18 protein-coding genes, 1 tRNA gene, 1 riboswitch and 2 other annotated features are annotated in these 22,859 nt (G+C 28.9%); of the genes, 6 read left to right on the top strand and 13 right to left on the bottom strand.

Translation table 11 applies throughout. The features are described 5' to 3' along the window. Window positions 1-218 precede the first annotated feature (218 nt). Window positions 219-773: a class IV adenylate cyclase gene (locus tag OXH55_RS02735; RefSeq protein WP_268047938.1), complete on the top strand. Its 555-nt coding sequence runs from the start codon at window positions 219-221 to the stop codon at window positions 771-773. A gap of 87 nt (window positions 774-860) precedes the next feature. Continuing rightward, a tRNA-Gln gene (locus OXH55_RS02740) sits at window positions 861-936 on the top strand. A gap of 47 nt (window positions 937-983) precedes the next feature. On the opposite strand, the gene larA is transcribed toward OXH55_RS02740, so the two are convergent. The 3 genes from larA to rpsA all read right to left on the bottom strand — a co-directional run bounded on the left by larA (window position 984) and on the right by rpsA (window position 4,594). Continuing rightward, on the bottom strand, window positions 984-2,261 hold the full coding sequence (gene larA / locus OXH55_RS02745) for a nickel-dependent lactate racemase (protein WP_268047939.1): 1,278 nt from the start codon (window positions 2,259-2,261) through the stop codon (window positions 984-986). Window positions 2,262-2,498: 237 nt separating this feature from the next. After that, window positions 2,499-3,203, bottom strand: coding sequence for a FadR/GntR family transcriptional regulator (locus tag OXH55_RS02750; protein ID WP_268047940.1), 705 nt, complete (start codon window positions 3,201-3,203; stop codon window positions 2,499-2,501). A 221-nt stretch (window positions 3,204-3,424) separates the two neighbouring features. Then, on the bottom strand, window positions 3,425-4,594 hold the full coding sequence (rpsA, locus tag OXH55_RS02755; protein ID WP_268047941.1) for a 30S ribosomal protein S1: 1,170 nt from the start codon (window positions 4,592-4,594) through the stop codon (window positions 3,425-3,427). A gap of 183 nt (window positions 4,595-4,777) precedes the next feature. On the opposite strand from rpsA, the gene OXH55_RS02760 reads away from it, so the two are divergent. Together OXH55_RS02760 and leuS are read left to right on the top strand one after the other, a co-directional pair. Beyond that, window positions 4,778-5,179: a rhodanese-like domain-containing protein gene (locus OXH55_RS02760; protein ID WP_268047942.1), complete on the top strand. Its 402-nt coding sequence runs from the start codon at window positions 4,778-4,780 to the stop codon at window positions 5,177-5,179. Between the two features lie 55 nt (window positions 5,180-5,234). Further along, window positions 5,235-5,433: a binding site (T-box leader), on the top strand. 81 nt (window positions 5,434-5,514) lie between these two features. Then, window positions 5,515-7,968 carry a leucine--tRNA ligase gene (leuS, locus tag OXH55_RS02765; protein ID WP_268047943.1) on the top strand — a complete coding sequence of 818 codons (2,454 nt, stop codon included), beginning with the start codon at window positions 5,515-5,517 and terminating at the stop codon, window positions 7,966-7,968. Between the two features lie 101 nt (window positions 7,969-8,069). Here leuS and yjbM read toward each other — a convergent pair whose 3' ends face one another. Further along, window positions 8,070-8,858 carry a GTP diphosphokinase gene (gene yjbM / locus OXH55_RS02770; RefSeq protein WP_268047944.1) on the bottom strand — a complete coding sequence of 263 codons (789 nt, stop codon included), beginning with the start codon at window positions 8,856-8,858 and terminating at the stop codon, window positions 8,070-8,072. Window positions 8,859-9,019: 161 nt separating this feature from the next. Here yjbM and OXH55_RS02775 point away from each other — a divergent pair, with 161 nt between their 5' ends. After that, window positions 9,020-9,898, top strand: a complete 879-nt coding sequence (locus tag OXH55_RS02775; protein ID WP_268047945.1) for a DUF2225 domain-containing protein — start codon at window positions 9,020-9,022, stop codon at window positions 9,896-9,898. A 39-nt stretch (window positions 9,899-9,937) separates the two neighbouring features. Here OXH55_RS02775 and OXH55_RS02780 read toward each other — a convergent pair whose 3' ends face one another. The 7 genes from OXH55_RS02780 to OXH55_RS02810 all read right to left on the bottom strand — a co-directional run bounded on the left by OXH55_RS02780 (window position 9,938) and on the right by OXH55_RS02810 (window position 16,657). After that, complete coding sequence (locus OXH55_RS02780; protein WP_268047946.1) at window positions 9,938-10,624, bottom strand: metallophosphoesterase; 687 nt, start codon at window positions 10,622-10,624, stop codon at window positions 9,938-9,940. 6 nt (window positions 10,625-10,630) lie between these two features. Continuing rightward, window positions 10,631-10,903, bottom strand: coding sequence for an EscU/YscU/HrcU family type III secretion system export apparatus switch protein (locus tag OXH55_RS02785; protein ID WP_268047947.1), 273 nt, complete (start codon window positions 10,901-10,903; stop codon window positions 10,631-10,633). Between the two features lie 21 nt (window positions 10,904-10,924). After that, on the bottom strand, window positions 10,925-12,625 hold the full coding sequence (locus OXH55_RS02790; RefSeq protein WP_268047948.1) for a synaptonemal complex protein 1: 1,701 nt from the start codon (window positions 12,623-12,625) through the stop codon (window positions 10,925-10,927). Window positions 12,626-12,894: 269 nt separating this feature from the next. Next, window positions 12,895-14,115 (bottom strand): tyrosine--tRNA ligase, encoded by a 1,221-nt coding sequence (gene tyrS / locus OXH55_RS02795; RefSeq protein ID WP_268047949.1) that lies wholly within the window; start codon window positions 14,113-14,115, stop codon window positions 12,895-12,897. A 103-nt stretch (window positions 14,116-14,218) separates the two neighbouring features. Further along, window positions 14,219-14,442: a binding site (T-box leader), on the bottom strand. Between the two features lie 88 nt (window positions 14,443-14,530). Continuing rightward, window positions 14,531-15,250: a hypothetical protein gene (locus tag OXH55_RS02800; protein WP_268047950.1), complete on the bottom strand. Its 720-nt coding sequence runs from the start codon at window positions 15,248-15,250 to the stop codon at window positions 14,531-14,533. 18 nt (window positions 15,251-15,268) lie between these two features. Next, window positions 15,269-15,931 carry a DUF1292 domain-containing protein gene (locus OXH55_RS02805; protein ID WP_268047951.1) on the bottom strand — a complete coding sequence of 221 codons (663 nt, stop codon included), beginning with the start codon at window positions 15,929-15,931 and terminating at the stop codon, window positions 15,269-15,271. A gap of 57 nt (window positions 15,932-15,988) precedes the next feature. Further along, entirely contained in the window at window positions 15,989-16,657 is a 669-nt protein-coding gene (locus OXH55_RS02810) for a PspA/IM30 family protein (RefSeq protein WP_268047952.1), read from the bottom strand. A 389-nt stretch (window positions 16,658-17,046) separates the two neighbouring features. On the opposite strand from OXH55_RS02810, the gene OXH55_RS02815 reads away from it, so the two are divergent. Next, window positions 17,047-17,691 (top strand): class D sortase, encoded by a 645-nt coding sequence (locus tag OXH55_RS02815; RefSeq protein WP_268047953.1) that lies wholly within the window; start codon window positions 17,047-17,049, stop codon window positions 17,689-17,691. Window positions 17,692-17,730: 39 nt separating this feature from the next. Here OXH55_RS02815 and OXH55_RS02820 read toward each other — a convergent pair whose 3' ends face one another. Then, window positions 17,731-18,588: a transglutaminase-like domain-containing protein gene (locus OXH55_RS02820; protein ID WP_268047954.1), complete on the bottom strand. Its 858-nt coding sequence runs from the start codon at window positions 18,586-18,588 to the stop codon at window positions 17,731-17,733. Window positions 18,589-18,601: 13 nt separating this feature from the next. Beyond that, window positions 18,602-18,686, bottom strand: a riboswitch (cyclic di-GMP riboswitch). 154 nt (window positions 18,687-18,840) lie between these two features. Beyond that, window positions 18,841-22,743: an SdrD B-like domain-containing protein gene (locus OXH55_RS02825; protein WP_268047955.1), complete on the bottom strand. Its 3,903-nt coding sequence runs from the start codon at window positions 22,741-22,743 to the stop codon at window positions 18,841-18,843. Window positions 22,744-22,859: the final 116 nt, after the last annotated feature.

Below are 22,859 nucleotides of genomic sequence, written 5' to 3' on the forward strand. Positions count from 1 at the left end.
ATCTTACCACCTCTTGTAAAAAATAAAAAACACATCTCAATTATTTAATTTAGATGTGTACTTAAACTATATTTTTATTATAACATATTTTCTTTATGAAAAACTCTATATTTGATTTGCATTTTTACCATTATATAACTTTATGTATACCTTAAAGTCTTAGTGTTTTTTATTCGCATAAATTATGCTATAATCTGAATATTAAGGAGTGATTACGGATGCAAGAAATAGAAACTAGGATTATTAATATTAATATTGAAGATATACGTAAAAAATTATTAGGTATAAATGCTAAAAAAGTAAAACAAGAAAATCAAATCAATAACATATACGATTTCTCAGATAAAAAGCTCTTAAATGCAAAAGGATATGCCAGAATAAGGATAGTAGATGATGAGCTGAAAAACATTAAACATATTTACATGACAACCAAAAAACTTTTAAACCAAGATAAATATAAAGTTATGGAAGAAAATGAAATAGAAATTAATGATGATGTGGAAGGTGAAAATATTTTTAGATCTCTTGGTCTTGAACTTGTGCAATCTATAAAAAAATATAGAGAAAGCTATAAATATAAAAACACTTTAATAGAAATTGATGTAAATGAAAAAAGTTTTTGTCCTTTCCCTTATATAGAAATTGAAACAGCTCATGAAGATGAGCTAAAAGAAGTCGTAGAATTATTGGGATATACCTTAGATGACACCACTTCTAAGACTATTTATGAAATAATGGAAGAATGGGGGAAAAGAAATATAAAAGGACTATAGATTTTTGAAAATTTCCAAATATGTTATTAGTTAATTGCAAATCGCTTGACATTTATCCTAAAAATGTTATAATATTACTGATATCATTGCCCAATAGCCAAGCGGTAAGGCACCTGACTCTGACTCAGGCACTCCGTAGGTTCGAATCCTGCTTGGGCAGCCAAAAATCCGATACTCTAAGAGTATCGGATTTTTTCTTATTTAAGTATTTTATTTTTTAACTACTACTGAAACTCCATCTGGTATAACTGTTATTTTACCATCTTTAGTTCCTAATATTTCATCAGCCATTTCTAGTGCTACATCTACACTTGGTGCCCATTTCATATGCATATCTTCAATCATTTTTCTTGGAGCACCAGTTACCATAATAACATCATATTTTAATAATATTCTAGCAAGCACCTGTGATTCCCATTGGTCTGATATAGTTTCATGTCTATCTCTAGCTACTATTTCATTCATTATTTCTTTTACTGAATTAGCGTTTTTGAAGGTTTCATAAAATTCTTCTCCACCATGACCATCATTACACATAGATACCATTATTATAACACCTTTTTCACCTAATGTAGCTTCTGCAGCTGTCATTCCTTTTACTGATTGATATATATTTTGGTCTAATGGATATCCTCCATTTGTTGAAATAGCTATATCTGCTTTAACAGCATTAACACCAGCTAAATCCTTCACAAATTCACATCCATTATAATGTGCTTGTTCACGATTTCCTGCAAAAGCGCCAATAACTTTTTTATCTGAATCTATAACAACATTTAATATAAAGGCTAGATTTGCTTTTTCTGCAGCATATAACATGTCCTTATGAAGAGGATTACCTTCTAAATTACCTGTTCTTGCATAATTACTTCCAACAAACTCTGAACAGTGATTTGCTAATATAGTTGCCTTACTTGCAATACCTGGCAAAATTGATTTACGTCCTCCAGAAAAACCAGCAAAGAAATGAGGTTCAATAAATCCTTCTGCAATTAATAAATCAGCTTCAACTGCATATTTATTAATAATAAGTTCTCCACCAGATGGTAGTGTTCCTACTTTAACCAATTGAGAATCGTCCTGACTATCATGTATTATGAAATTTTCATTGTTTGCAATTTCTTCGCCATACTTGTCTATAAGTTCCTCTTTAGTAGTTGCTCTATGCATTCCTGTAGCAACTAAAATAGAAATTTTAGCATTAGCATTACCTTTTCTTATTTCGTCTAATAAAATTGGCATTGTTACATGACTTGGAACAGGTCTTGTGTGATCACTAGATATAATAACAACGTTTTCTTTTCCCTTAACCAATTCACTTAAAGGTTTACTTGAAATTGGATTTGTTAATGCTTCTCTAACAATTTCAATTTCTGTTCCTTCTGGCTTAAACTCATGTGCTTTAGATACTAATTTTGCTGCTACTCTTTCCTTCGGAATACTTATTTTCTTTTCGCCTCTACCATATGGCAAATTAAAAGTTAACATAAAAAATCCTCCTTTGATATAATCACTAGTATTTTACGCTGGTATGACCACCTGAAAAACATTTAATCCTTATTACGTATAATATACCACCTTTTACATTGGTTTTGCAACAAAATTCAGACATTTTAAAATGTTTATTTTTTAACACACCTATAAAATAAAAACACTCTCCTAAAAAGAAGAATGTTCTCATCATTACAAATCTAATATTTTCTTTTATATTTTGTATTGATTGTTTTAATTTTTGCTAATCAGTTCCTCTAAATAATTTAGATGTCCTCTTATAGCCTTTATGGCCTTATCTGAATTTCTTTGTTTCATAGCATTATAAATTTCTATATGCTGTTCTATAAATTTATGCATAGTTTCAGAATCAGACGCTAATCTTGTACGTGTATTCTTTATATGAAGATTCATAACCTCAGAAATAGAAGTTAAAACTTGATAAAGAACTTTATTTCTACTTGCTTTTGCAATAGTATAATGAAACATCATATCTGCTTCAATACTACTTTTTTCATTTCCTTTACTCTCCTCCAAAACTTCAATGTATCTCTTCATTTCATCTAACTCTTCATCTGTTATCTTATCTACGGCCAACCTAATACAATCACATTCTAATACCATCCTAAGTTCTAATAATTCTTGTACCACATCTTCTTCTAATGCTAAAATTAAAGATAATGGTTCTAAAAACTTCATAGAACCTTCATTATTAGATATAAATGTACCTTCTCCTGTTCTAGTTTCTATTACTCCAATTAACTCAAGAGCACTAAATGCTTCTCTAATAGAAGTTCTACTAACCCCTAAAGTTTCATGTAGTTCATTTACTGTAGGTAATTTATCTCCTTTTTTTAATTTTCCTTGATATATAGAATCTTTAATTTGCTGAATTACCTGTTGATTAACTTTTGTATTTTTAATACTTTTAAAAGCCATTCTTTGTTCCTCCATAGCAGTTACAATCTTAAATATTAATTTTTATTATATATTATAACACATGTCAAAAAATTAACTCTATGTAAAATATTCTTTATGTATATTATTCCAAATGATATTTTTTAAGAAAATTCCTATAAATAAAAAACAAGCATAAATAATTATCATACTTATACTTGCTTTTCTATATTAACTATTTACATATCTAATTATTTATCAAATTATTTATCAAAATTAAAGTTCTTTAATAAATCTGCAAAAGCAAAATTTCCTTCATCATTATCGTTAAATTCAGAATAATCTCCACCAGTTTTATTGGCAGCTTCTTTAATACTTAAACTAATTTTTTGTTCTGCTTCTTTTATATCTAATATTTTAACACTTACTTTATCACCTATATTCAGTACTTGTGAAGGCTTTGTAATATTTTCATCAGTAATTTGTGTAGTATGTACTAATCCTTCTATTCCATCTTCAAGCTGTACAAAAGCTCCAAAGTCTAACATTCTTGTAACTATACCTTCCACAACATTATCAATATTATATTTATCTTTTATATTATTCCAAGGATCTTCTTCTACATTTTTTAGGCCTAAGGCAATTCTTCCTTTTTCTTTATCAAAATCCAATACATAAACTTCTACTTTATCTCCTTCTGAAACTACTTCTGAAGGATGATTAACTCTTTTCCATGATAAATCGGAATTGTGAATTAATCCATCAACTCCACCTAAATTAACAAAAGCTCCAAACTTAGCAAGTCGACTTACAGTCCCTGTTCTTTTTTCACCTTTCTTAAGTGAAGCCCAGACTTCTTCTTTTTTAACTTCTCTTTCTGCCTTTTCTACTTCTTTTCTAGATAAAACTACCTTCTTTTTCTCTTTATCTAATTCAATTACTTTTACCAATAAAGTTTTACCCACAAATTCATTTAAGTTCTTTACAAAAGAAATAGAAATATGTGATGCAGGTATAAATGCCCTTATGCCTTTAACATATGTAACAACTCCACCTTTTACAACTTCACTTATTTTCACTTCAAAAGTAGAGTTATTTTTTGATGAATCCTGAAGTTCATGCCAAGCTACAAGCTCATCTGCTTTTTTCTTAGATAAAACTACATTTCCCTCTCCATCATTTACTTTAACAATATAAACTTTAATCTTATCTCCAGCTTTTAAAATTTCTTTAAGATTTACTTCTTCATTTGATAAATCATCTTTTTTTATTATTCCATCAGTTATATATCCTATATTAACTAATACTTCACTATCTGTTACTGAAATAACTTCACCTTCTACTAAATCTCCTCTATAAATTGGTTGCATAGATTTTTCAATTTCATTCATCATTTCACTCATTGATTTTTCTTCTACTTTATCAATTGTCATCTACCACATCTCCTCACTTATTAAGTTATGAAACAATAAAATTATTCCTAGTATAAGTATAACAAAATATGTAATAATGAAAAGTAGTATATTCACTTTTAGTATACACAAGTCAATATATGAATAAATTTCTTCTCATAGTGCAAACTACCTACTAGTAAAAATAAAATGGAGGTAGAAATTATGTATACTAAAAGACTATCTTTTAAAAAAATATTATCTGTAGTTATATCATTGTTTTTAATGATCGGTTTTATACTCTCAGGTACAGCAAAAGCCTATAGAAATATTTCCCCATCAGATTTAAAAGATTTAATTAATGCTTCAACTCCTATGATTATTGTGGATGTTAGAACGCCACAAGAACATTCTACTGGAAGAATTCCTACTAGTGTAAATATTCCTCTAGATGTGCTTAAAACTGAAATTGCAAACAAGAATGTTCCTAAGAGTACCAATATTATAGTTTACTGTCAAAGCGGTAATCGTTCTTCTAAAGCCGCAAAGCTTTTAGATGATTTGGGGTACACTAATGTATATAATCTAGGTGGAATAAAAAATTGGCCTTATCAGATTGTAAAATAACGCCTTGACAGCATTTCTTATTTACTCTATAATTAGACGCAAAAGAATAAAATTTGATATTGCGTTGATAAGGAGTAGTAATGTTTTATTCAATCAAAGAGAGCTGTCGGTTGCTGTAAGGCAGTATTGATAAAATATGAACTTACCTTTGAGTTTATCTGTTGAAAGCAGATACGGTTAAACCGTTATATTTTTAAGTGAGGCTTTATGCCTAATTAGAGTGGTACCGCGGAATTCCAACTTTCGTCTCTTATTTTAGAGATGAAAGTTTTTTTATTTTTCACAATTTAAATATTTATATTCAGCTATGTACTGAAGAGGGAGGTTAACTTTAAATGGCAAACTACGGAACGTCAATAGATAAAAAGTGGCAAAACAAATGGGAAGAATCTGGTCTTCACAACTTTGATGAAAATGCTAAAGGTGAAAAATTATATGTACTTGAAATGTTCTCATATCCATCAGGTGCGAAACTTCATGCAGGACATTGGTTCAACTATGGTCCTACTGATTCATGGGCTAGATTCAAGAAAATGCAAGGGTATAATGTATTCCAACCAATGGGATTTGATGCTTTTGGACTTCCTGCTGAAAACTATGCAATAAAAACAGGAATTCATCCACATGATTCTACAATGCAAAACATAGAAAATATGGAAGAACAATTAAAAGCTATGGGTGCGATGTTTAATTGGGATCATGAGGTTATTACTTGTCTTCCTGATTATTATAAATGGACTCAATGGTTATTCTTAAAATTGTATGAAAAAGGACTTGCTTACAGAAAAAATGCTCCTGTAAACTGGTGCCCTAGCTGTAATACAGTTCTTGCTAACGAACAAGTTATAGAAGGACAATGTGAAAGATGTGATTCAGAAGTTGAGAAAAAACAATTAACTCAATGGTTCCTAAAAATAACTGATTATGCAGAAGAATTATTAGAAAAAATAGATGAATTAGATTGGCCTGAAAAAACTAAATCAATGCAAAAACACTGGATCGGTAGATCTAAAGGGGCAGAGGTTACATTTAAAGTTGAAAACTCTGATATAAGCTTTGATGTATTTACAACAAGAGTAGATACTTTAAATGGTGTTACTTATGTAGTTTTAGCACCTGAAAGTCCTTTTGTTGATGAATTAACAACAGAAGAGAACAAATCAATAGTAGAAAATTATAAGCTTCAAGCTTCAAAACAATCAGATATTGAAAGACAATCAATTTCTAGAGAAAAAACAGGTGTGTTTACAGGTTCATATGCACTAAATCCTATAAACGGTAAAAGAGTTCCTATCTGGGTTGGTGACTATGTACTTGCAACATATGGTACTGGATGCGTAATGGCAGTTCCTGCTCATGATGAACGTGACTTTGAATTTGCCAAAAAATTCAACTTACCAATTCAAAGAGTTATTGAAAGTAAAGATGGCAGCGATGACACTCTTCCATTTACTGAATATGGTAAACTAGTAAACAGTGGAGAATTTGACGGTCTTACTACAGAAGAAGCTAAAGAAGCTATAGTTAAGAAGTTAGAAGAAACAGAACTTGGAAGATGGAAAGTAAACTTCAGACTAAGAGACTGGCTTGTTTCAAGACAAAGATATTGGGGTGCACCTATTCCAGTAGTTTATTGTGAAAAATGTGGAACAGTTGCAGTACCTGAAGAACAGCTTCCAGTAGAACTTCCTTATGATATTGAATTTACTCCAGATGGTAAATCTCCACTTTCAAAAAGTGAATCCTTTTTAAATACAACATGTCCAAAATGTGGTGGTCATGCAACAAGAGAATCAGATACTTTAGATACTTTTGTTTGTTCTTCATGGTACTACCTAAGATATGTTGATAGCAAAAATGAAGAAAAAGCTTTTGATGTAGATAAGGTAAATACTATATTACCTGTAGATAAATATGTAGGTGGACCTGAACATGCTTGCATGCACTTACTTTATGCCAGATTTATCACAAAAGCACTTCGTGATATGGGATACTTAAACTTTGATGAACCATTTACTTCTCTTACTCACCAAGGTTTAATACTTGGACCAGACGGTCTAAAGATGAGTAAGTCAAAAGGAAACACAATAGCTCCAGATGACTATATAAAAGAATACGGTGCAGACGTATTTAGAATGTATCTAATGTTTGGATTTGCATACTCTGAAGGGGGAGCTTGGAGTGACGATGGAATAAAATCTATGGGTAGATTTATAGATAGAATTGAAAGACTTTTAGAAGAATGTAGAAATGAGATAGTTAATAAAGAAAATACTAAAACTACAATGGAAAAATCTGAAAAAGAATTAAACTATGCTAGACACTATGCTATACAACATGTTTCAGCAGATACTGAAAAATTCCAATTCAATACTTCTATTGCAAGAATGATGGAATTTACAAATTCATTATCAAAATACTTGAATGATGAAAAGAATAAAAATGTATCTTTCTTGAAAGAAGCATTAGTTGATTATATTAAACTTTTAGCTCCTTTTGCTCCTCACTTTACAGAAGAACAATGGGAATTACTTGGAAAAGATTTCTCAGTATTTAATGAATCTTGGCCAAAATTTGATCCTAAAGCATTAATTAAGGATGAAGTTGAAATAGCTATTCAGATTTGTGGAAAAATCAAAGCAAGAATAAATATACCTACTAACCTTTCAGATGATGAAATAAAAGAATTTGCTATTAATCAAGAAAATATTAAAGCAGCTCTAGAAGGTAAAAATATAATTAAAGTAATAGTTGTTAAAGGGAGACTTGTTAATATAGTAGCTAAATAGTAAAATAAATATAATTACAAAAATCCTCTCTTATCTGTAAATAAGAGAGGATTTTTTATCAAATATATTATCTTTCAAATATCATTCATTGCAAGCTATAATTATTTATACATTCTAACACTTTTTTCTGTATCTTCTAAAAGCTTATTAAGTTCATAAGTTTCTCCTTCAGAAATAAGCTTATTTAATTGATTTCTATAATTAGCCGCTTCTGTACTTCTTCCAGCTGAAAGTAATGTAAATATATTGTTCATTATATCAGATACTAAACTAGATTTTACTTCAAATAATTTTTGTGCATCCATAATTTCATCTTTAATCTCAAGCATTTCTTGGTCTAAATTAAAAGCTGCATCTGCCGCTCCTTTTAATTTATTTTTTATGTCGTCAGGTATTTGATGCTTATATTTGTAGTTTAAAGAATGTTCAACTGTTGCCCAAAAATTCATAGCTAAAGTTCTTATTTGAAATTCAGCCAATATTTCCTTAACTCCGTCAGCCATATTTACTGGATATTTTATTATTATATGATAACTTCTATATCCACTTGCTTTTACATCGGTAATATAATCTTTTTCATACATTATCTGCATATCTTTTCTTTGTCTTATTAAATTCACTACTCTATATATATCATCTACAAATTGACACATTACTCTTATACCTGCTATATCTTCTAATTCATATTCTATTCTCTCTATAGGTATGTTAAATTTATTAGCTTTTTCCAGTATACTTGTTAACTCTTTTACTCTACCTGTTACAAACTCAATAGGTGAATTTTCATTTTTTCTTCTATATTCACGTCTTATACTTTTAAATTTTACCTTCAATTCTTCTACAGCTTGTTCATATGGTATAAGAAATTTTTTCCATTCTCTAACAGCCATATAATTCACCTCTTTTTTAAATTTTTATATGTATTACAACATACTATTATAATATATAATTATACTATATATAAATGATTATTTTTCTAAAATAAATGTTTTTTATTAATTTCTTTGTTATAATTATTTATATACAACTTACTATATTTTGAGGTGATTACGTGAGCAAAGATATTTTTTCTGGGTTAGACCAACTAGGATTTGACAACATAAACAGTATAGATCTTTATAGCAAAGACGAAGAACAAGATAACAATCCCTCTTTTAAAAAAGAGCAAACTGAACAGGAAAAATTGAAAAATTATTTATATGATAAAAAGGTAACCTGTCCAGTATGTGGTAGCAAATTTACAGTTAAAGCTGTTAAAACTTCATCATATAAAATGAAAAAAAAGGATAGCGATTTGTTTATTAGATATGAAATAATAAATCCTTATTTCTATGATGTCTGGCTTTGTAATACTTGCGGATATGCTGCTATGAAAGCTGATTTTGAAAAAATTAGAAATTTTCAGATAGATTTAGTAAAACAAAAAATTGCACCAAAGTGGAAAGGGAGAGAATATACCTCTCCTTATGACGTTAATATAGCTATAGAACGCTATAAATTATCTTTACTTAATTACTACTATACAGATTCAAAAGCTAGTAGAAAAGCTTTTAACTGCTTAAAATTAGCTTGGATGTATAGATTAACAGAAGATTTAGACGCTGAGAAAGATTTTCTTAAACAAGCTCTCAAAGGTTTTAACGATGCTTATTTCAACGAAGACTTTCCTATATATGGCATGAATAAATTTACCGTTATGTATCTAATAGGTGAATTAAGTAGACGTACTGATAATATAGACGAAGCAATGGTATGGTTTAGTAAGGTTATAACTACACCTGGTATCAACCAACGACTTAAAGAGCTTGCTCGTGATCAAAAAGATTTAATAAAAGAAGCTAAATCTGGTCATAAAACTGAAGAAAAACCTATTGACAATTCTTCATCTAAACAAAAAAAAGGATTCTTTTCATCATTATTTAATAAATAAGAATAAAAAAATGAGTTAGATAACTATTTCTAACTCATTTTATATTATTCTTATTGGATCAAAATTTATATAATCACAAGAAGTAACCATATACTCAATCCCATCATGTTCCCCCTCATAAACTCTTTTTAAAGAAGGACCATGTAAGTGCCCATACATAACCTTTTCTACATTATATTCCTTGAATATTTTTGTAAAATCAGATTCTTCAAATTTATCATTAACTGGTGGAAAATGAATCATAACTATTATCTTTTTATACCCTGCTTTTACAGCACTATCTAAAGAAAGCTTCAACCGTATTTTTTCTCTACTATATATTTTTTCGTCATGCTCTGAATATTTTTCTGGTACAGGTGGGTTCCACCCTCTAGTACCACAAATAGCATATTCTTCATACGTAAAGAAGTTATTTTGAATAAAGTTTATATCCTCATAAAGTCTATTAAGCTTATTAATACTTTGCCACCAATAATCATGATTACCTTTAGATATAATTTTTCTACCTGGAAGATTATGAATCCATTCAAGATCTTTCATACCATCTTCCATCTTCATTGACCATGATATATCTCCAGCAATTAAAACAGTATCTTCTTCTCCAATTTTATTACTCCAATTCTCCTTAATCTTTTCATCATGTTTATACCATTTATCTCCAAATATATCCATTGGTTTATCGCAGGTAAAGGCCAGATGTAAATCCGATATTGCAAAAAGTCCCATTTTATATCACCTTCCGTCTGCTAATTTGTCAGTATCCATTACATATGCTATTATTTCAGCAACCGCTTCATATAATTCTGTAGGTATATTGCTTCCTACCTCTACATTTGTTAATAAATCTGCTAACTCTTTATTATAAACTATAGGAACCTCATTTTTTTCAGCCTCTTCAATAATCTTATCTGCTATAACTCCCATTCCAGCTGCTGTAACCATAGGGGCTTCATAGTTCATCTCATACTTTAGTGCAGCAGCTTTTTTGCGCTCATTGTTACTCATGCTCCCCCTCCTATCCTACTTTTAAACCTTCATATTTATACTTGTAAAATCATTATCCTCAAAAAACTCTCTACATTCAACTATATTAGCTTCTATAATTTTTTCCTTAACATCTACATTGGTCATATATCCCATATCATTTAACTTTTTTATTATTCGTTCTTTTCCTAAATCTAATACCTTAATCCAACTTTTTTCACATTTAATATCGATACTTATGTTCCTATTAAGTACTTTAATATAAGCATCTACAATTCCCATATTTATAGTTTTAACTGAAGCTACAAATTTTACATTACTTGAATCGATTTTTTTTCCTTTCTTTCTCTCATCCTTAACAATTAACTTGCAAGGATATTCCTTTTCACTAACATTAATTGGAACATCCAAATAATAATACTGATTAGATATAGAATTAAATACTTTAAAATCATTCATCTTATTTTGCAGAGTTTGCACTATCTTACTAAACGAATCATTCTTTAAACTACTATTTTCTTCCGCAGCTTGTCTTATTAAATTCTTCATTTCATTAGTTTTATCACTTATTTGTTCTTTAACTTTTTTAGAAGTATCTATATCTTCATTCTGCAATTTAAGCGTTTCAACTTCTTTTTTTATATTACTACTCTTTTGTAAATTATTATCTATATCTTTATTACTTTCTTTACCTATTGCGACTTCTTCTTTAGTGCTATTAGTATCTGCCGACTTCTCAACATCTAATTTATCACCATTTAACTTTTCAGTATTTAACTTTGTATTTTCCTCTTCAGAAGAATCTATACCTAGTAGCTGTTTTAAAATTTCTTTTCCATCTACCTCTTTAGAATTATTTATATCATAAGCTTTTTGAATATAGGTATTATTCTTGGAAACACCACTTTTCTCTGTATTCTTAATAGAATTTCCTTCACTACTTTTAGCTTCTTCCATATTTTTATCCTTATTTAATACTGATTCTTCTTTGATTGGTTCCTGAAATTCTTTAAAATTACTTTCTCTATTCACTTTATTAGAAAGTCCTTTCTCTAAATCTGTTACCTCTTTATACAAAGACATAGAGTCTTTAACTATTTTATTAAAGCTTTTAATGTTATCTTCTGTTAATTCAATATTATTATCAATTAAAGTAAATAACTCCTCTGTACTTAATTTTTTAAATTCTTTAAAAAAACCTTTTAATGTATTTCTTATATTTTGACCTTTTTGACTATTTATATCAATACCCTTATTATTTACATATCTTAAAATAAAACTCTCTTCTTCTGAAGTATCTTGCAAAATTTTATCTTTGAAATCTAATAACGTCTTAACCTTAGAAATATTATCTTTTGTTAGAGGCATTTTATACTTAATCATCTTTTCTAAAAGAGGGTAATCTTCTTTTTCAACCTTTATACCCTGTTTTTCCAAGGTATCTCCAAGTAAATTTTTAGTTTCAGATTCATTTTCATCATTTATTAACTTAAGTAAAAGCTTTCCGTCTTCATATCCTTCTACTTCAAACCCTATTAATCCCTTTGGTGTGAAATTTATTGACTCTTTTATATGTGCTGAAAATTGCCATCCATCTAAAAGTTTTAAAATAGCCTCACTATCACTCTTATTAAAATTAATAATTCTTGCTTTGAATTTTTCTCCTACTTCAAAAGATAGTTTTTTATGAATCCTCTTAGAATTTACATTATAAGCACTATTTATATTCCAAATACCAGCCATAAATTTCACTCCTTTCAATATAGATGTTAAACAAACATAACTAATATAGGTAAAGATTATATACTAATCCTCTTTTATTATCTAAAACAAAAATATATTATCTTACTTATTATTATCGTAAATTTTTTCTCAATCTACACTAAATTTTTACTCTACTCGTTATTATACAAAAATTTTACGATAAAAACAAAAGAAAATGCCCAACTTCAAGCATTTTCTTTTATTTATATATATTTTTAATTTTTTGTTGTTTAAATTGTATAATTTTTCTATTGCAATACTATCTTATAATATTTTTTCTTACCTTTCTTTACAAGTACTATTCCATCTTTAAAATCAGCTTCTGAAAGAACAGCATTTACCTCTTGAACTTTTTCATCATTTATAGAAAGTCCACCCTGCTCTATTAATCTTCTACCTTCTTTTTTAGATGGAATTACTTTTCCGCCTAAAAGTATATCAAGTAGTGAAGTTCCTACCATATCACTAGTAATTTCAACAGCTGGAACATTACTCATATCAACACCGCCTCCGAATAAGGCTTCTGCTGCTTCTTGAGCTTTTTTAGCTTCTTCTTCACCATGAACAAGCTTTGTAACTTCAAATGCTAAAATCTTTTTAGCTTCATTTATTGCTGCATCTTTAAGTGCTGCAAGTCTTTTAACCTCATCCATTGGTACGAAAGTAAGCAATGATAAACATTTTTCTACATCAGCATCATTTACATTTCTCCAGTATTGGTAGAACTCATATGGAGAAGTTTTTTCAGGATCAAGCCATAATGCTCCTTTTTCTGTTTTACCCATTTTTTTACCTTCACTATTAGTTAATAGTGTACATGTCATTGCAAAAGCTGACTTTCTTTCTTTTCTTCTTATAAGCTCCATACCTGCAATCATATTAGACCATTGGTCATCTCCACCCAATTGCATTACACAGCCATATCTTTGATTTAATTCATAAAAATCATATCCCTGCATTAACATATAGTTAAATTCTAAGAATGATAAACCTTTTTCTAATCTTTGTTTAAAACACTCAGCTGTAAGCATTCTATTAACTGAGAAGTGTACACCAATTTCTCTTAAAAACTCTACATAATTAAGATTTAAAAGCCAATCACCATTATTAACTAATATAGCTTTATCATCAGTAAAATCTATTAATCTTGAAAGCTGCCCTTTTATAGAATCTACATTATGTTGAATTTGTTCTTTTGTAAGCATCTTTCTCATATCAGTCTTACCACTTGGATCACCAATCATAGCTGTTCCACCACCAACTAAAGCTATTGGTCTATGTCCAGCCTTTTGCATATGAGACATAAACATCATTGCAATAAAATGTCCTACATGAAGACTATCTGCTGTTGGGTCAAATCCTATATAAAATGTTATTTTTTCTTTTCCTAATAATTCTCTTATTTCTTCTTCGTGTGTTGTTTGTTTTATGTATCCGCGTTCAGCTAAAGTATCAAATACATTTTTCATTTTTGTTTCCTCCTTTTTTAGTAACTAGGTTTGAGTAATTATCCCTAGCAAATAAACTTTTTTAGAAATATTTACAAATAAAAAATCCCTTTATATAAAAATATAAAGGGACGAATCTTTTCCGTGGTACCACCCAAATTGAAATATTAAAAATATTTCCTCTCTTTCCCTTATAACGTAGGGACTTCCGTAACAACCTACTAAGCTGGCCGTGCTGTTCAGTATAAGATTCAAGAATGTATTTCATTATGATCCTCAACTAGTTTACACCAGCCACTAGCTCTCTTTATGATTTACATAACTACTTCTTTCCATCATTATCTTTATCATATTACAATTTACATACTATTATATAAATAATCTTTTATAAATGCAACACCTTTTAAGAAAATTGCTCAGCAACATTCTTAAGTTGTTACTTTCTCTTTCTTCTATTTATAAGCTTCTTAATTAGTATAAGCACTAATATAATCGCAATTATTGTTATTACAATATCAATTACTGATAAATGATGATAGCTTCGTGAAGAAGAATATATTGACTTATTATTATTTATACGTTTAACTGGATTTGAATTTCTGTCAAAAGTCGATGACCCACTTGATTTATTTACTGCTGAGTTAGAATTGCTTGAATTCTGCTGGCTTTTTTTAGAATTAGAAAAGCTGCTAGATTTAAGCCCACTAGAGGATGATTTACTTTTATCTGTTACAGTACTCGTATTATTAGTTTTCTTAGAACTTGAAAAACTACTAGATTTAAGTCCACTTGAAGATGCCTTACTTTTATCTGTTACAGTACTTGGACTCTTGCTCTTCTTAGTACTTGAGAAACTGCTGGATTTAAGTCCACTTGAAGATGCTTTACTTTTATCTGTTACATTACTTGGACTCTTGCTCTTCTTAGTACTTGAAAAACTACTGGATTTAAGTCCACTTGAAGATGCTTTACTTTTACTAAATGAACTTCTAGATTTTGAAGAACTTCTAGATTTTCTTTTAGGAGAAGCATATACTATATTTGTATTGGTTGATTCAGAATTAAAATAGTTTATACTGTCAGCTATTACATTAGAAAACAAAAAAATCAAAACAAAAAATATAGCAAGAAAATATTTTCTAAAATTTTTATTCATCCAATCAATCCTTTAATATTATTCTATATTACAAGAAATAAAAATTTCTGCAATATAATCAAATTCCTCTGCATCAGTGATTTCTCCATAATTATCTTCTGAAATTCCTGGGTAATAATATAAAATATACTTATCATCGTAATCCCTGATATTTCTTATTATTATATATCTCTTATCTTCTTCTATATTTTGAATTGTAACTAACACTTCATAAGTATTTTCTTCTTGAGTATTGTCATTCACAAGATTTATAGTAAAATTTGAATGCCTAGTTACATTTATTTTTTTATGATCGCAATACACTATTTTAGAATTGTTTCTGCATCCTAAACAGGTATCAAACTCACATTCTTGAACACAATTTAAACATGCACACTTTGAACAATTGTCCAACTGCTGAAAATCCTTACTATGTTTGTATTTGTAATTTTCTAAAACAGTTTTATATTTGTCTGTATTATTAAATATTTTAAATCTTCCTTTTTTATTTACCTTTACTTTTGTATCTTCCAATAACTTTATATATTTTTTTATAACATCAACTTTAGATGCGTATTTTCTTTTTTTTAAGTTTTCATCTGATATAAAATCAGCAATATTATCTATTGCATAATTAATATCTGTATATACTTTTCCATATTTATTCTCTTCTTCATTCAAATAAAATTCTAATTTATCCATTTAACCCACCTTACCTTTTATAAAGAATAATTCAATACCTCTTATACCCACTTTTACTTAGATATTTTCCTCATTATTCTTATATTTAGCCAATTCAGCTTCTAAGTCCATATCCATTTCTAATTTTTCAAACTCGTCATCCAAAGATAAAGAATTATCTTTTAGTTCAGCAAGACCTTCAGCTAAGGATTCTTTCTTTTGAATTTTTCTTTCAATGTTATCTATATTAATACTGTTATTTCCAGCATCAACATTGGCTAAAATTTCATTTACCTTTTGTGTTGCTTCTGCATTGTTTAATCTTGCTGCTGCTTCATCTCTATATTGTCTTGTTTTTACTATTTCTTCTTCTAAATCCCTTAATCTTTTCTTTAATTGTTCAGCTTTAATTTTAGACTCTTCATAAGATTTTTTTAAACTTTGACATCTTTTATCTGCATCTAATTTTCGTTGTAGAGCTTTTTTAGCTAATTCTTCATTATTTTTAGTTAATGCTAATTTTATCTTTCCATCATAATCCTGTGATTCTTTTTTAGCCTCTTCTAATTTCTTTTTTATCTCATGGTAATTTCCTAATACTTGTGCAGAAGACAATTTAGCCTTATTCAAATTCTGTTCCATCTCTTTTATTTTTAAATCTAAAAGTTCAATAGGATTTTCCACTTTATCTAGTGTAGCATTTGCCTTTCCTTTGATTATATTACTTACTCTCTCAAAAAAACCCATTATAAGTCCCTCCTTAAATTTTTAACAAGAATATACTTTTACTTTTTGTACATTCTTTAATTAACATTAAATGCAAAATAATATATATGCATGCAATATATATTATAATTGCCCTATGTTAAAAAGTATACATAAAAGTAATATTTGACTTTTATGTTTTTTATGTGTTTTATGTGAAAAATATAGTTATAAAATACCTTTTATTTAATATTAAATGTATTAATTCCCGTAACAATTTGAACTTTTTTATATCTAATCTTTCATTCATTTTAAGCTTCTTATATAATATAATTAAGAACTATTATTTCTTTTACTTAGATTAATATTTTTATAAATTTCATTCTAATTTTGATTAATTAAATATTATAGCGTTGGAAAGGATTTAATATATGAAAAAAACTTCTACTTTGTTCAAAATCTTTATTTTAATCTTTATCTTATCTTTGATTATTATAGGCATCTCTATATATAAGATTACCCACAGCAGTAATGAAATAAAAAAAAGTATTGAGATATGGGAGCATAAAGAGATTACAAAAAAATCTTCTAAATTAATAAACTTTAAAGATTCCTCTGACACAAATAATTTAGTTACAGATAAAAAGCTACTTCCAGTACAATATAAAACTGAACCAACGAAATCTGAAGTTATTGGTAAACTAACTATAACAAGTACTAAAGAAATTCTTCCTATTATTTATGGAACCTCTGACTCTGATTTAGAAAAAGGGGTTGGTTTATATACATCTACATCTTTACCTGGTGAAAATGGCAATTGTCTTTTATTCGGACATAGAGATGGTGCTTTTAAAGGCTTAAAGAATATTAAATTGGATGATAAAATTTTCATAGAAACCTCTGTAGGTAAACTTGTTTACAAAGTTATAGATACTAAAATTACACTTCCAAATGATCCTGAAATACTGAAATCTTATGATGAACCTATGTTAACTTTGGTAACATGCTATCCTTTTAATTACATTGGATCAGCTCCAAAGCGCTTCATTGTAACTGCTGAACTGATTGTAAATTAATTTTGTATAAATAAAAAGGAGCTTTAACAGCTCCTTATTTTAATATTGTTTTATTTTTTTATAACTTACAGAAGATTTACACATGCTAACTTTTACATTAGCTTCTTTAGCCTGTGAATCGTAAGAAGTATCTACAATAACCCATCTACCATTTATAAAAACTTCATTCCATGCATGATATCCTTTAACATTTGATGAATTACCCATTACAAGTTTTGCAGGAATCCCTATACTTCTTAACATTCCAGCGTAAGTTGAAGCAAAATCATAACATATACCTAACTTAGAATCTATTACTGAATCAATATTAGGTACATAGCCATTCTTTACATTTTTAGCTTTATTGCTATCATATTTGATATTACTAACAATATAGTCATAGATAGCTTTAGCTTTATCTTCATCATTTTTTAATCCATTAGTCAATTGTTTAGCTTTACTAACAGTAGTAGTTGTATTCTTCCAATTTACTAATTTAATAGAATTTAAGTAAACAGAATTTTCATCTTTTAGCTTCACATTAATAGTCCATGATTTAATACTTTTATATTTAGTTTCTCTTGTATTTTCAAATAAAGTTACTTTATATTTTCCTGATCCTGATTGAAGTGGAAAGCTTTCGTAATTTGCATTTCCTTTGAAATTATAATAGTAATTATTACTATCTTTTTTTATACCTATCTTCATCTTATTTCCACTAGTATTAGCAAATTTTATCTTTATAGAACCTTTATTTTTTTCACTTTCATCTAATTTCGGTTCATTAATTAATTTGTTTTTAGCGCTTTCTACTTGATTATTTTCATCATATAACATTTTACTCAAAGCAACATCATAGTTAAACAATAGAGAGTAAAAGACTGTTAAACAAACAAATAATCCTATTTTTTTGAACATAAATAACTCCCCCTTCGGTAACTGGCTGCCACACATATATTATGTAAGGCCCTATAGCTTTGCGTCCTATACTTTCGTATAGTTTGCTATTATCGGTAGAAAGTTTTTCAACTTACTTTTAATTTAATTTTATTATACATATTTTTTATCATTTCGTAAATACTTTTCATAATTTTACAAAATTTATGTTTAAATCAAAAGGTGTAATAATAGACATTAAAATCTAATATTACACCCTTTAATCAAATTATTTTACTTAGTATTAAATTTTCTTTTGCGTCTATCAATTATTATGAATAAAATACTTGTTACAAACATGCATATACCAATTAGCAATAAATTAAAATCTTCTGTTCCTGTTTTCGGTAAATTAATTGCATTATTTGATGTATTATTTTTTTTAATGTTAGCCGGTGATAATGGAATTTCTTCATTTTCAATATTTACTTTATTTTCAGCCGTACCTAATGGAGTTTCTTCATCTTGAATGTCTTCTTCATTTTCAGCTGTCCCCAATGGTGTTTCTTCATCTTCAATATCTACTTCTGTATCATCTTTTTGATTATTACCAGATTCATCTCCAATTGATGGTTGTTTTACATTATCAGTACCTTTATCATGATTTTTATCTTTATCATAATTTTCATTTTTATCATGATTTTTGTTTTTATTTTTATGATTATGTTTTACCCTTTGCGCACATCCAAAGTCTACATCATCTTTTACTTGTCCTTCTGATACTGATACCTTCACACTATTATCTAATGTTCTATCTATCTCGAAGGTTTCTTCTAGTCCTTCTGGTAATGTTACTGGATCTATAGTTACTGTATAGTCACCTGATTCAAGATTTTCAAAAGCATATTTGCCGTTATCATCTGTTAGTGTTATTGTTTTAATTCCAGATTTATCTGTCAATATCACTTTAACATTTGATATGCCAATTTCATCTGAGTCTTGTATTCCATTTCTATCTTTATCATTCCATACGGTATCACCGATTGATGCTGTTTTTTTATTATCATCATTGTTATCATTGTTATTGTTATCTTCTGTTGATTCTTTTGTTTTTACATATCCAAAATCCACATCATCTTTTGCTTGTCCCTGTGATACTGTTACACTTACACTATTATCTAAGGTTCCATCTAATTCAAAGGTTTCTTTCATTTCACTTGGTAATGTTTCTGAATCAATAGTCACAGTGTAATTTCCTGATAAAAGATTATTAAAAATATATTTTCCATCTGCATCCGTTACTGTTTCTACTTTACTTCCTTTGCTATCTATTAAAATTACTTTAACATTTGCAATACCTTCTTCGTCTAAATCCTGCACTTGATCTTCATCTTTATCGTTCCATAAAGTATCTCCTATAGAACTCCCACCTCTATCTATTACTTTAATACAAACATCATTTGATTCAACAAGTGCATCAATCTCACTAACTCTTCCAGTAAATCTATTGGTATATATATCTCCCCCTCTATTCCCACTAGGTTGTAAAACAAGATTTATTGATCTAGTAGGTTCATTTTGAGGAAATTCTGCTGCTGAAATTTTAATTGCAGTTACAGATTCATCTGGAATTACTCCTCTTTCAACCCAATTTACTCCTCCTACAATGTTAGGATCTGAACTTATACTTTCTGGAGATGCATCTGTAACTAAAAACGTTTCTTCATTACTTCCAGAAATACTTTTTAATTTATAAGACCCTGTATAATTTGTATTCGGTCTTCTACCATCACCTTTGTATGGTAATATTTCTATAAAATCAAAATTTTTCAAAGTCTTATCTGTTAGTTGGAAATACTTCAGTGTATAAGATAAATCTTCTCCAACTTCAACTAATTCCTTATCTACTGTTTTATAGATTCCCCAAGCTCTATCATTACTAATAGTAATACTTTTTTGTGATGTTCTAGATAATTCTCTACTAACATCTGTTGATGTACTGATAACTACCTTATTGTTTAAGCTTGTCATATTTTTAACATCTATATCACTTACTGCATCATATGTTATATCATCAATAGCTTCATTAATTGGAAGATTTCCTAAATCCCATGTTAAAGTAGTAGTTCCATCTGCATTTTTAGTAGTTAAAGGCTCGAATGTAGAATCTCCCTTTTTAGCTGAGCTTTCAACATATGTTAAACCAGCGGGTAATATCTCTACTATCTTTGCATTTTGAGCATTTCCATAGTTTCCTGGAGGGTCTGCCGTAAGAGTGGACTGAATAGTATATTTAACAGTATCTCCTGCCCTAATAGTATTCTTATCTGATTGTATTGATGTACGAGCTAATGCTCCCGTAACGGTAAGTCTATCAGATTTATAATCTCTATTAGCATTATTTTCAGGATCATATGCCGAATGTCTCCATTGCCCATTATTTAACTCATTAGCCTTGATAGATAAAAAGCTTGGAACTATAGTTCCTAGTGGTTTATCTTTTAGCCTCATATATACTTTTAATTCAATATAAGTTTTAGCTGGAACTGCTTTTCCATCCTTCATTCTTATACGTATCTTTGATATAGGTCCTGGAGCATCATTTATATTTGTATACCATCCTCCAGTTGAATCTGAATCTTCTCCAGTTGAATCTCTTTGTTCTGTCCAATCGTCATATCCAGAGTCTCCACTAGCTCCACCTACTCCATATTCAACTAAAATATCATCATTAGACACTCCTTCAATCCAATCAAAAGCATGGGCTATTCCTGAAGACTTTTCAACTAATTCTACCAAATTAGGATCAAACTTACTTACTGCTATTAAATCTGTGACTGGTATAAAACCTCTATTTTCAAGTCTTATTTTTGTTCTAAACTCTGCTCCTGCTACAAGAACTCCATTGTAGTCCCATATGTCACCTTCTTCAGCAGGAAGCGCCTGTCCATTTTTATCATTATAATACTCATCATAAGCGAAATCTGCATTGCCACTTGGTTTGAGAATTTTTTTAGTATCTGTATTGTTTTCAAGTGGTTCTTTGCCATCTCCAAAGTTTGATTGACCACTTACTGCATTTGGATCAAAATTTTTATAAGAAATTTGAATCTCTGTCTCACCAACTGGTATCTCATCTGCTGGTATCCAAAATACCAAATAACCTGAAACTACATACTTATCTTCTAAAGATATTACATCTCCACTTGAATATTCACTAGGAGTATGGTTACCACTCAAATCTGCACCAGATATAGCTATCTTAACATCTTCTCCTGGAGCAGATTGTGTTGCTGTAAAATCACCTGAATTTGTTACTCCATTCTCTTTTCCACCTTGTCCGTATGGTGTGATATAATTGGTTTCATTATCTCCATTTGGAGCAACTGCTTTTTTCCAATCATACAGTCTAGGATGAAGTCCAAGACTTCTAAGCTGAGATAAGTCAACATCAAACTTTAAATCTTCATTTACATGTTCACTACCTTTACCATCTTTTATTAGTACTTCTATTGTTGAATACACTAAAAGTCCCATTTCATTAAATGGTCCTAATGCTGGTCTTGTATCATAACAATTCAAAGCTAAATCTAATTTTGGAAATGCAGAAACTGTTATACTATCACTACTGGCACTTGCAGCTGCAGCATTACTAGCTGAAAAGTTTACCTCTAATTCAAACGTTTGTCCATTTGCTGCTGTTCCTAAAACCTTAGCAGTTGGTGAAAAACTATATGCAGTTCCTCCATCCCTATCTCCTAAATTGTATGTAAATGTTCGTCCTTCATTAGAAATTGTAAGGCCTGGATATAAATTTTCCAAATTTGTATCCCAAATAGCAACTGGTTCTCCATTTACCTCTGTTAAAGTTGCTGTTAAAATACAATCTTTTGCAACTGAACCTGCTGGATTTATCCAATAATCTATAGTATAACCTACTGTATCCAAAGTTCTTACATAACTGTCATTTACACTATAATCATCCCCTGGTGGACAAAAATCTGGCGTGGCATTACCCGTTGTATTAAAAGGTTCTGTACCCGTAATTATTTCTTTCTTTATACTAACTGATAAACTGTTAGGATCTTGTAGCTCTTGTGCAAATACTGTACTAGTAAAACAAGGCATAATCAGTTGTATCACTAGTGAAAATATAATAATAAAAGATATTTTACACTTGTCAATATATCTAATCATTCATTCTCTCCTTTCTATACATTCTTTATTTAATATTTATAATTTAAAAGATTAAAACTATTTGCTCCTATTACTTTTACCTCCCTTCTAAGTTCATTAAACCTATCTATTTTTTA

This window comes from Clostridium ganghwense, assembly GCF_026735165.1.
GTDB classification, from domain to species: domain Bacteria; phylum Bacillota; class Clostridia; order Clostridiales; family Clostridiaceae; genus Clostridium_H; species Clostridium_H ganghwense.

Coding starts and splice junctions, on each gene's coding strand:
- OXH55_RS02735 (WP_268047938.1), top strand. CDS start 219: ATGCAAGAAATAGAAACTAGGATTATTAATATTAATATTGAAGATATA.
- larA (WP_268047939.1), bottom strand. CDS start 2,261: ATGTTAACTTTTAATTTGCCATATGGTAGAGGCGAAAAGAAAATAAGT.
- OXH55_RS02750 (WP_268047940.1), bottom strand. CDS start 3,203: ATGGCTTTTAAAAGTATTAAAAATACAAAAGTTAATCAACAGGTAATT.
- rpsA (WP_268047941.1), bottom strand. CDS start 4,594: ATGACAATTGATAAAGTAGAAGAAAAATCAATGAGTGAAATGATGAAT.
- OXH55_RS02760 (WP_268047942.1), top strand. CDS start 4,778: ATGTATACTAAAAGACTATCTTTTAAAAAAATATTATCTGTAGTTATA.
- leuS (WP_268047943.1), top strand. CDS start 5,515: ATGGCAAACTACGGAACGTCAATAGATAAAAAGTGGCAAAACAAATGG.
- yjbM (WP_268047944.1), bottom strand. CDS start 8,858: ATGGCTGTTAGAGAATGGAAAAAATTTCTTATACCATATGAACAAGCT.
- OXH55_RS02780 (WP_268047946.1), bottom strand. CDS start 10,624: ATGGGACTTTTTGCAATATCGGATTTACATCTGGCCTTTACCTGCGAT.
- OXH55_RS02785 (WP_268047947.1), bottom strand. CDS start 10,903: ATGAGTAACAATGAGCGCAAAAAAGCTGCTGCACTAAAGTATGAGATG.
- OXH55_RS02790 (WP_268047948.1), bottom strand. CDS start 12,625: ATGGCTGGTATTTGGAATATAAATAGTGCTTATAATGTAAATTCTAAG.
- tyrS (WP_268047949.1), bottom strand. CDS start 14,115: ATGAAAAATGTATTTGATACTTTAGCTGAACGCGGATACATAAAACAA.
- OXH55_RS02800 (WP_268047950.1), bottom strand. CDS start 15,250: ATGAATAAAAATTTTAGAAAATATTTTCTTGCTATATTTTTTGTTTTG.
- OXH55_RS02805 (WP_268047951.1), bottom strand. CDS start 15,931: ATGGATAAATTAGAATTTTATTTGAATGAAGAAGAGAATAAATATGGA.
- OXH55_RS02810 (WP_268047952.1), bottom strand. CDS start 16,657: ATGGGTTTTTTTGAGAGAGTAAGTAATATAATCAAAGGAAAGGCAAAT.
- OXH55_RS02815 (WP_268047953.1), top strand. CDS start 17,047: ATGAAAAAAACTTCTACTTTGTTCAAAATCTTTATTTTAATCTTTATC.
- OXH55_RS02820 (WP_268047954.1), bottom strand. CDS start 18,588: ATGTTCAAAAAAATAGGATTATTTGTTTGTTTAACAGTCTTTTACTCT.
- OXH55_RS02825 (WP_268047955.1), bottom strand. CDS start 22,743: ATGATTAGATATATTGACAAGTGTAAAATATCTTTTATTATTATATTT.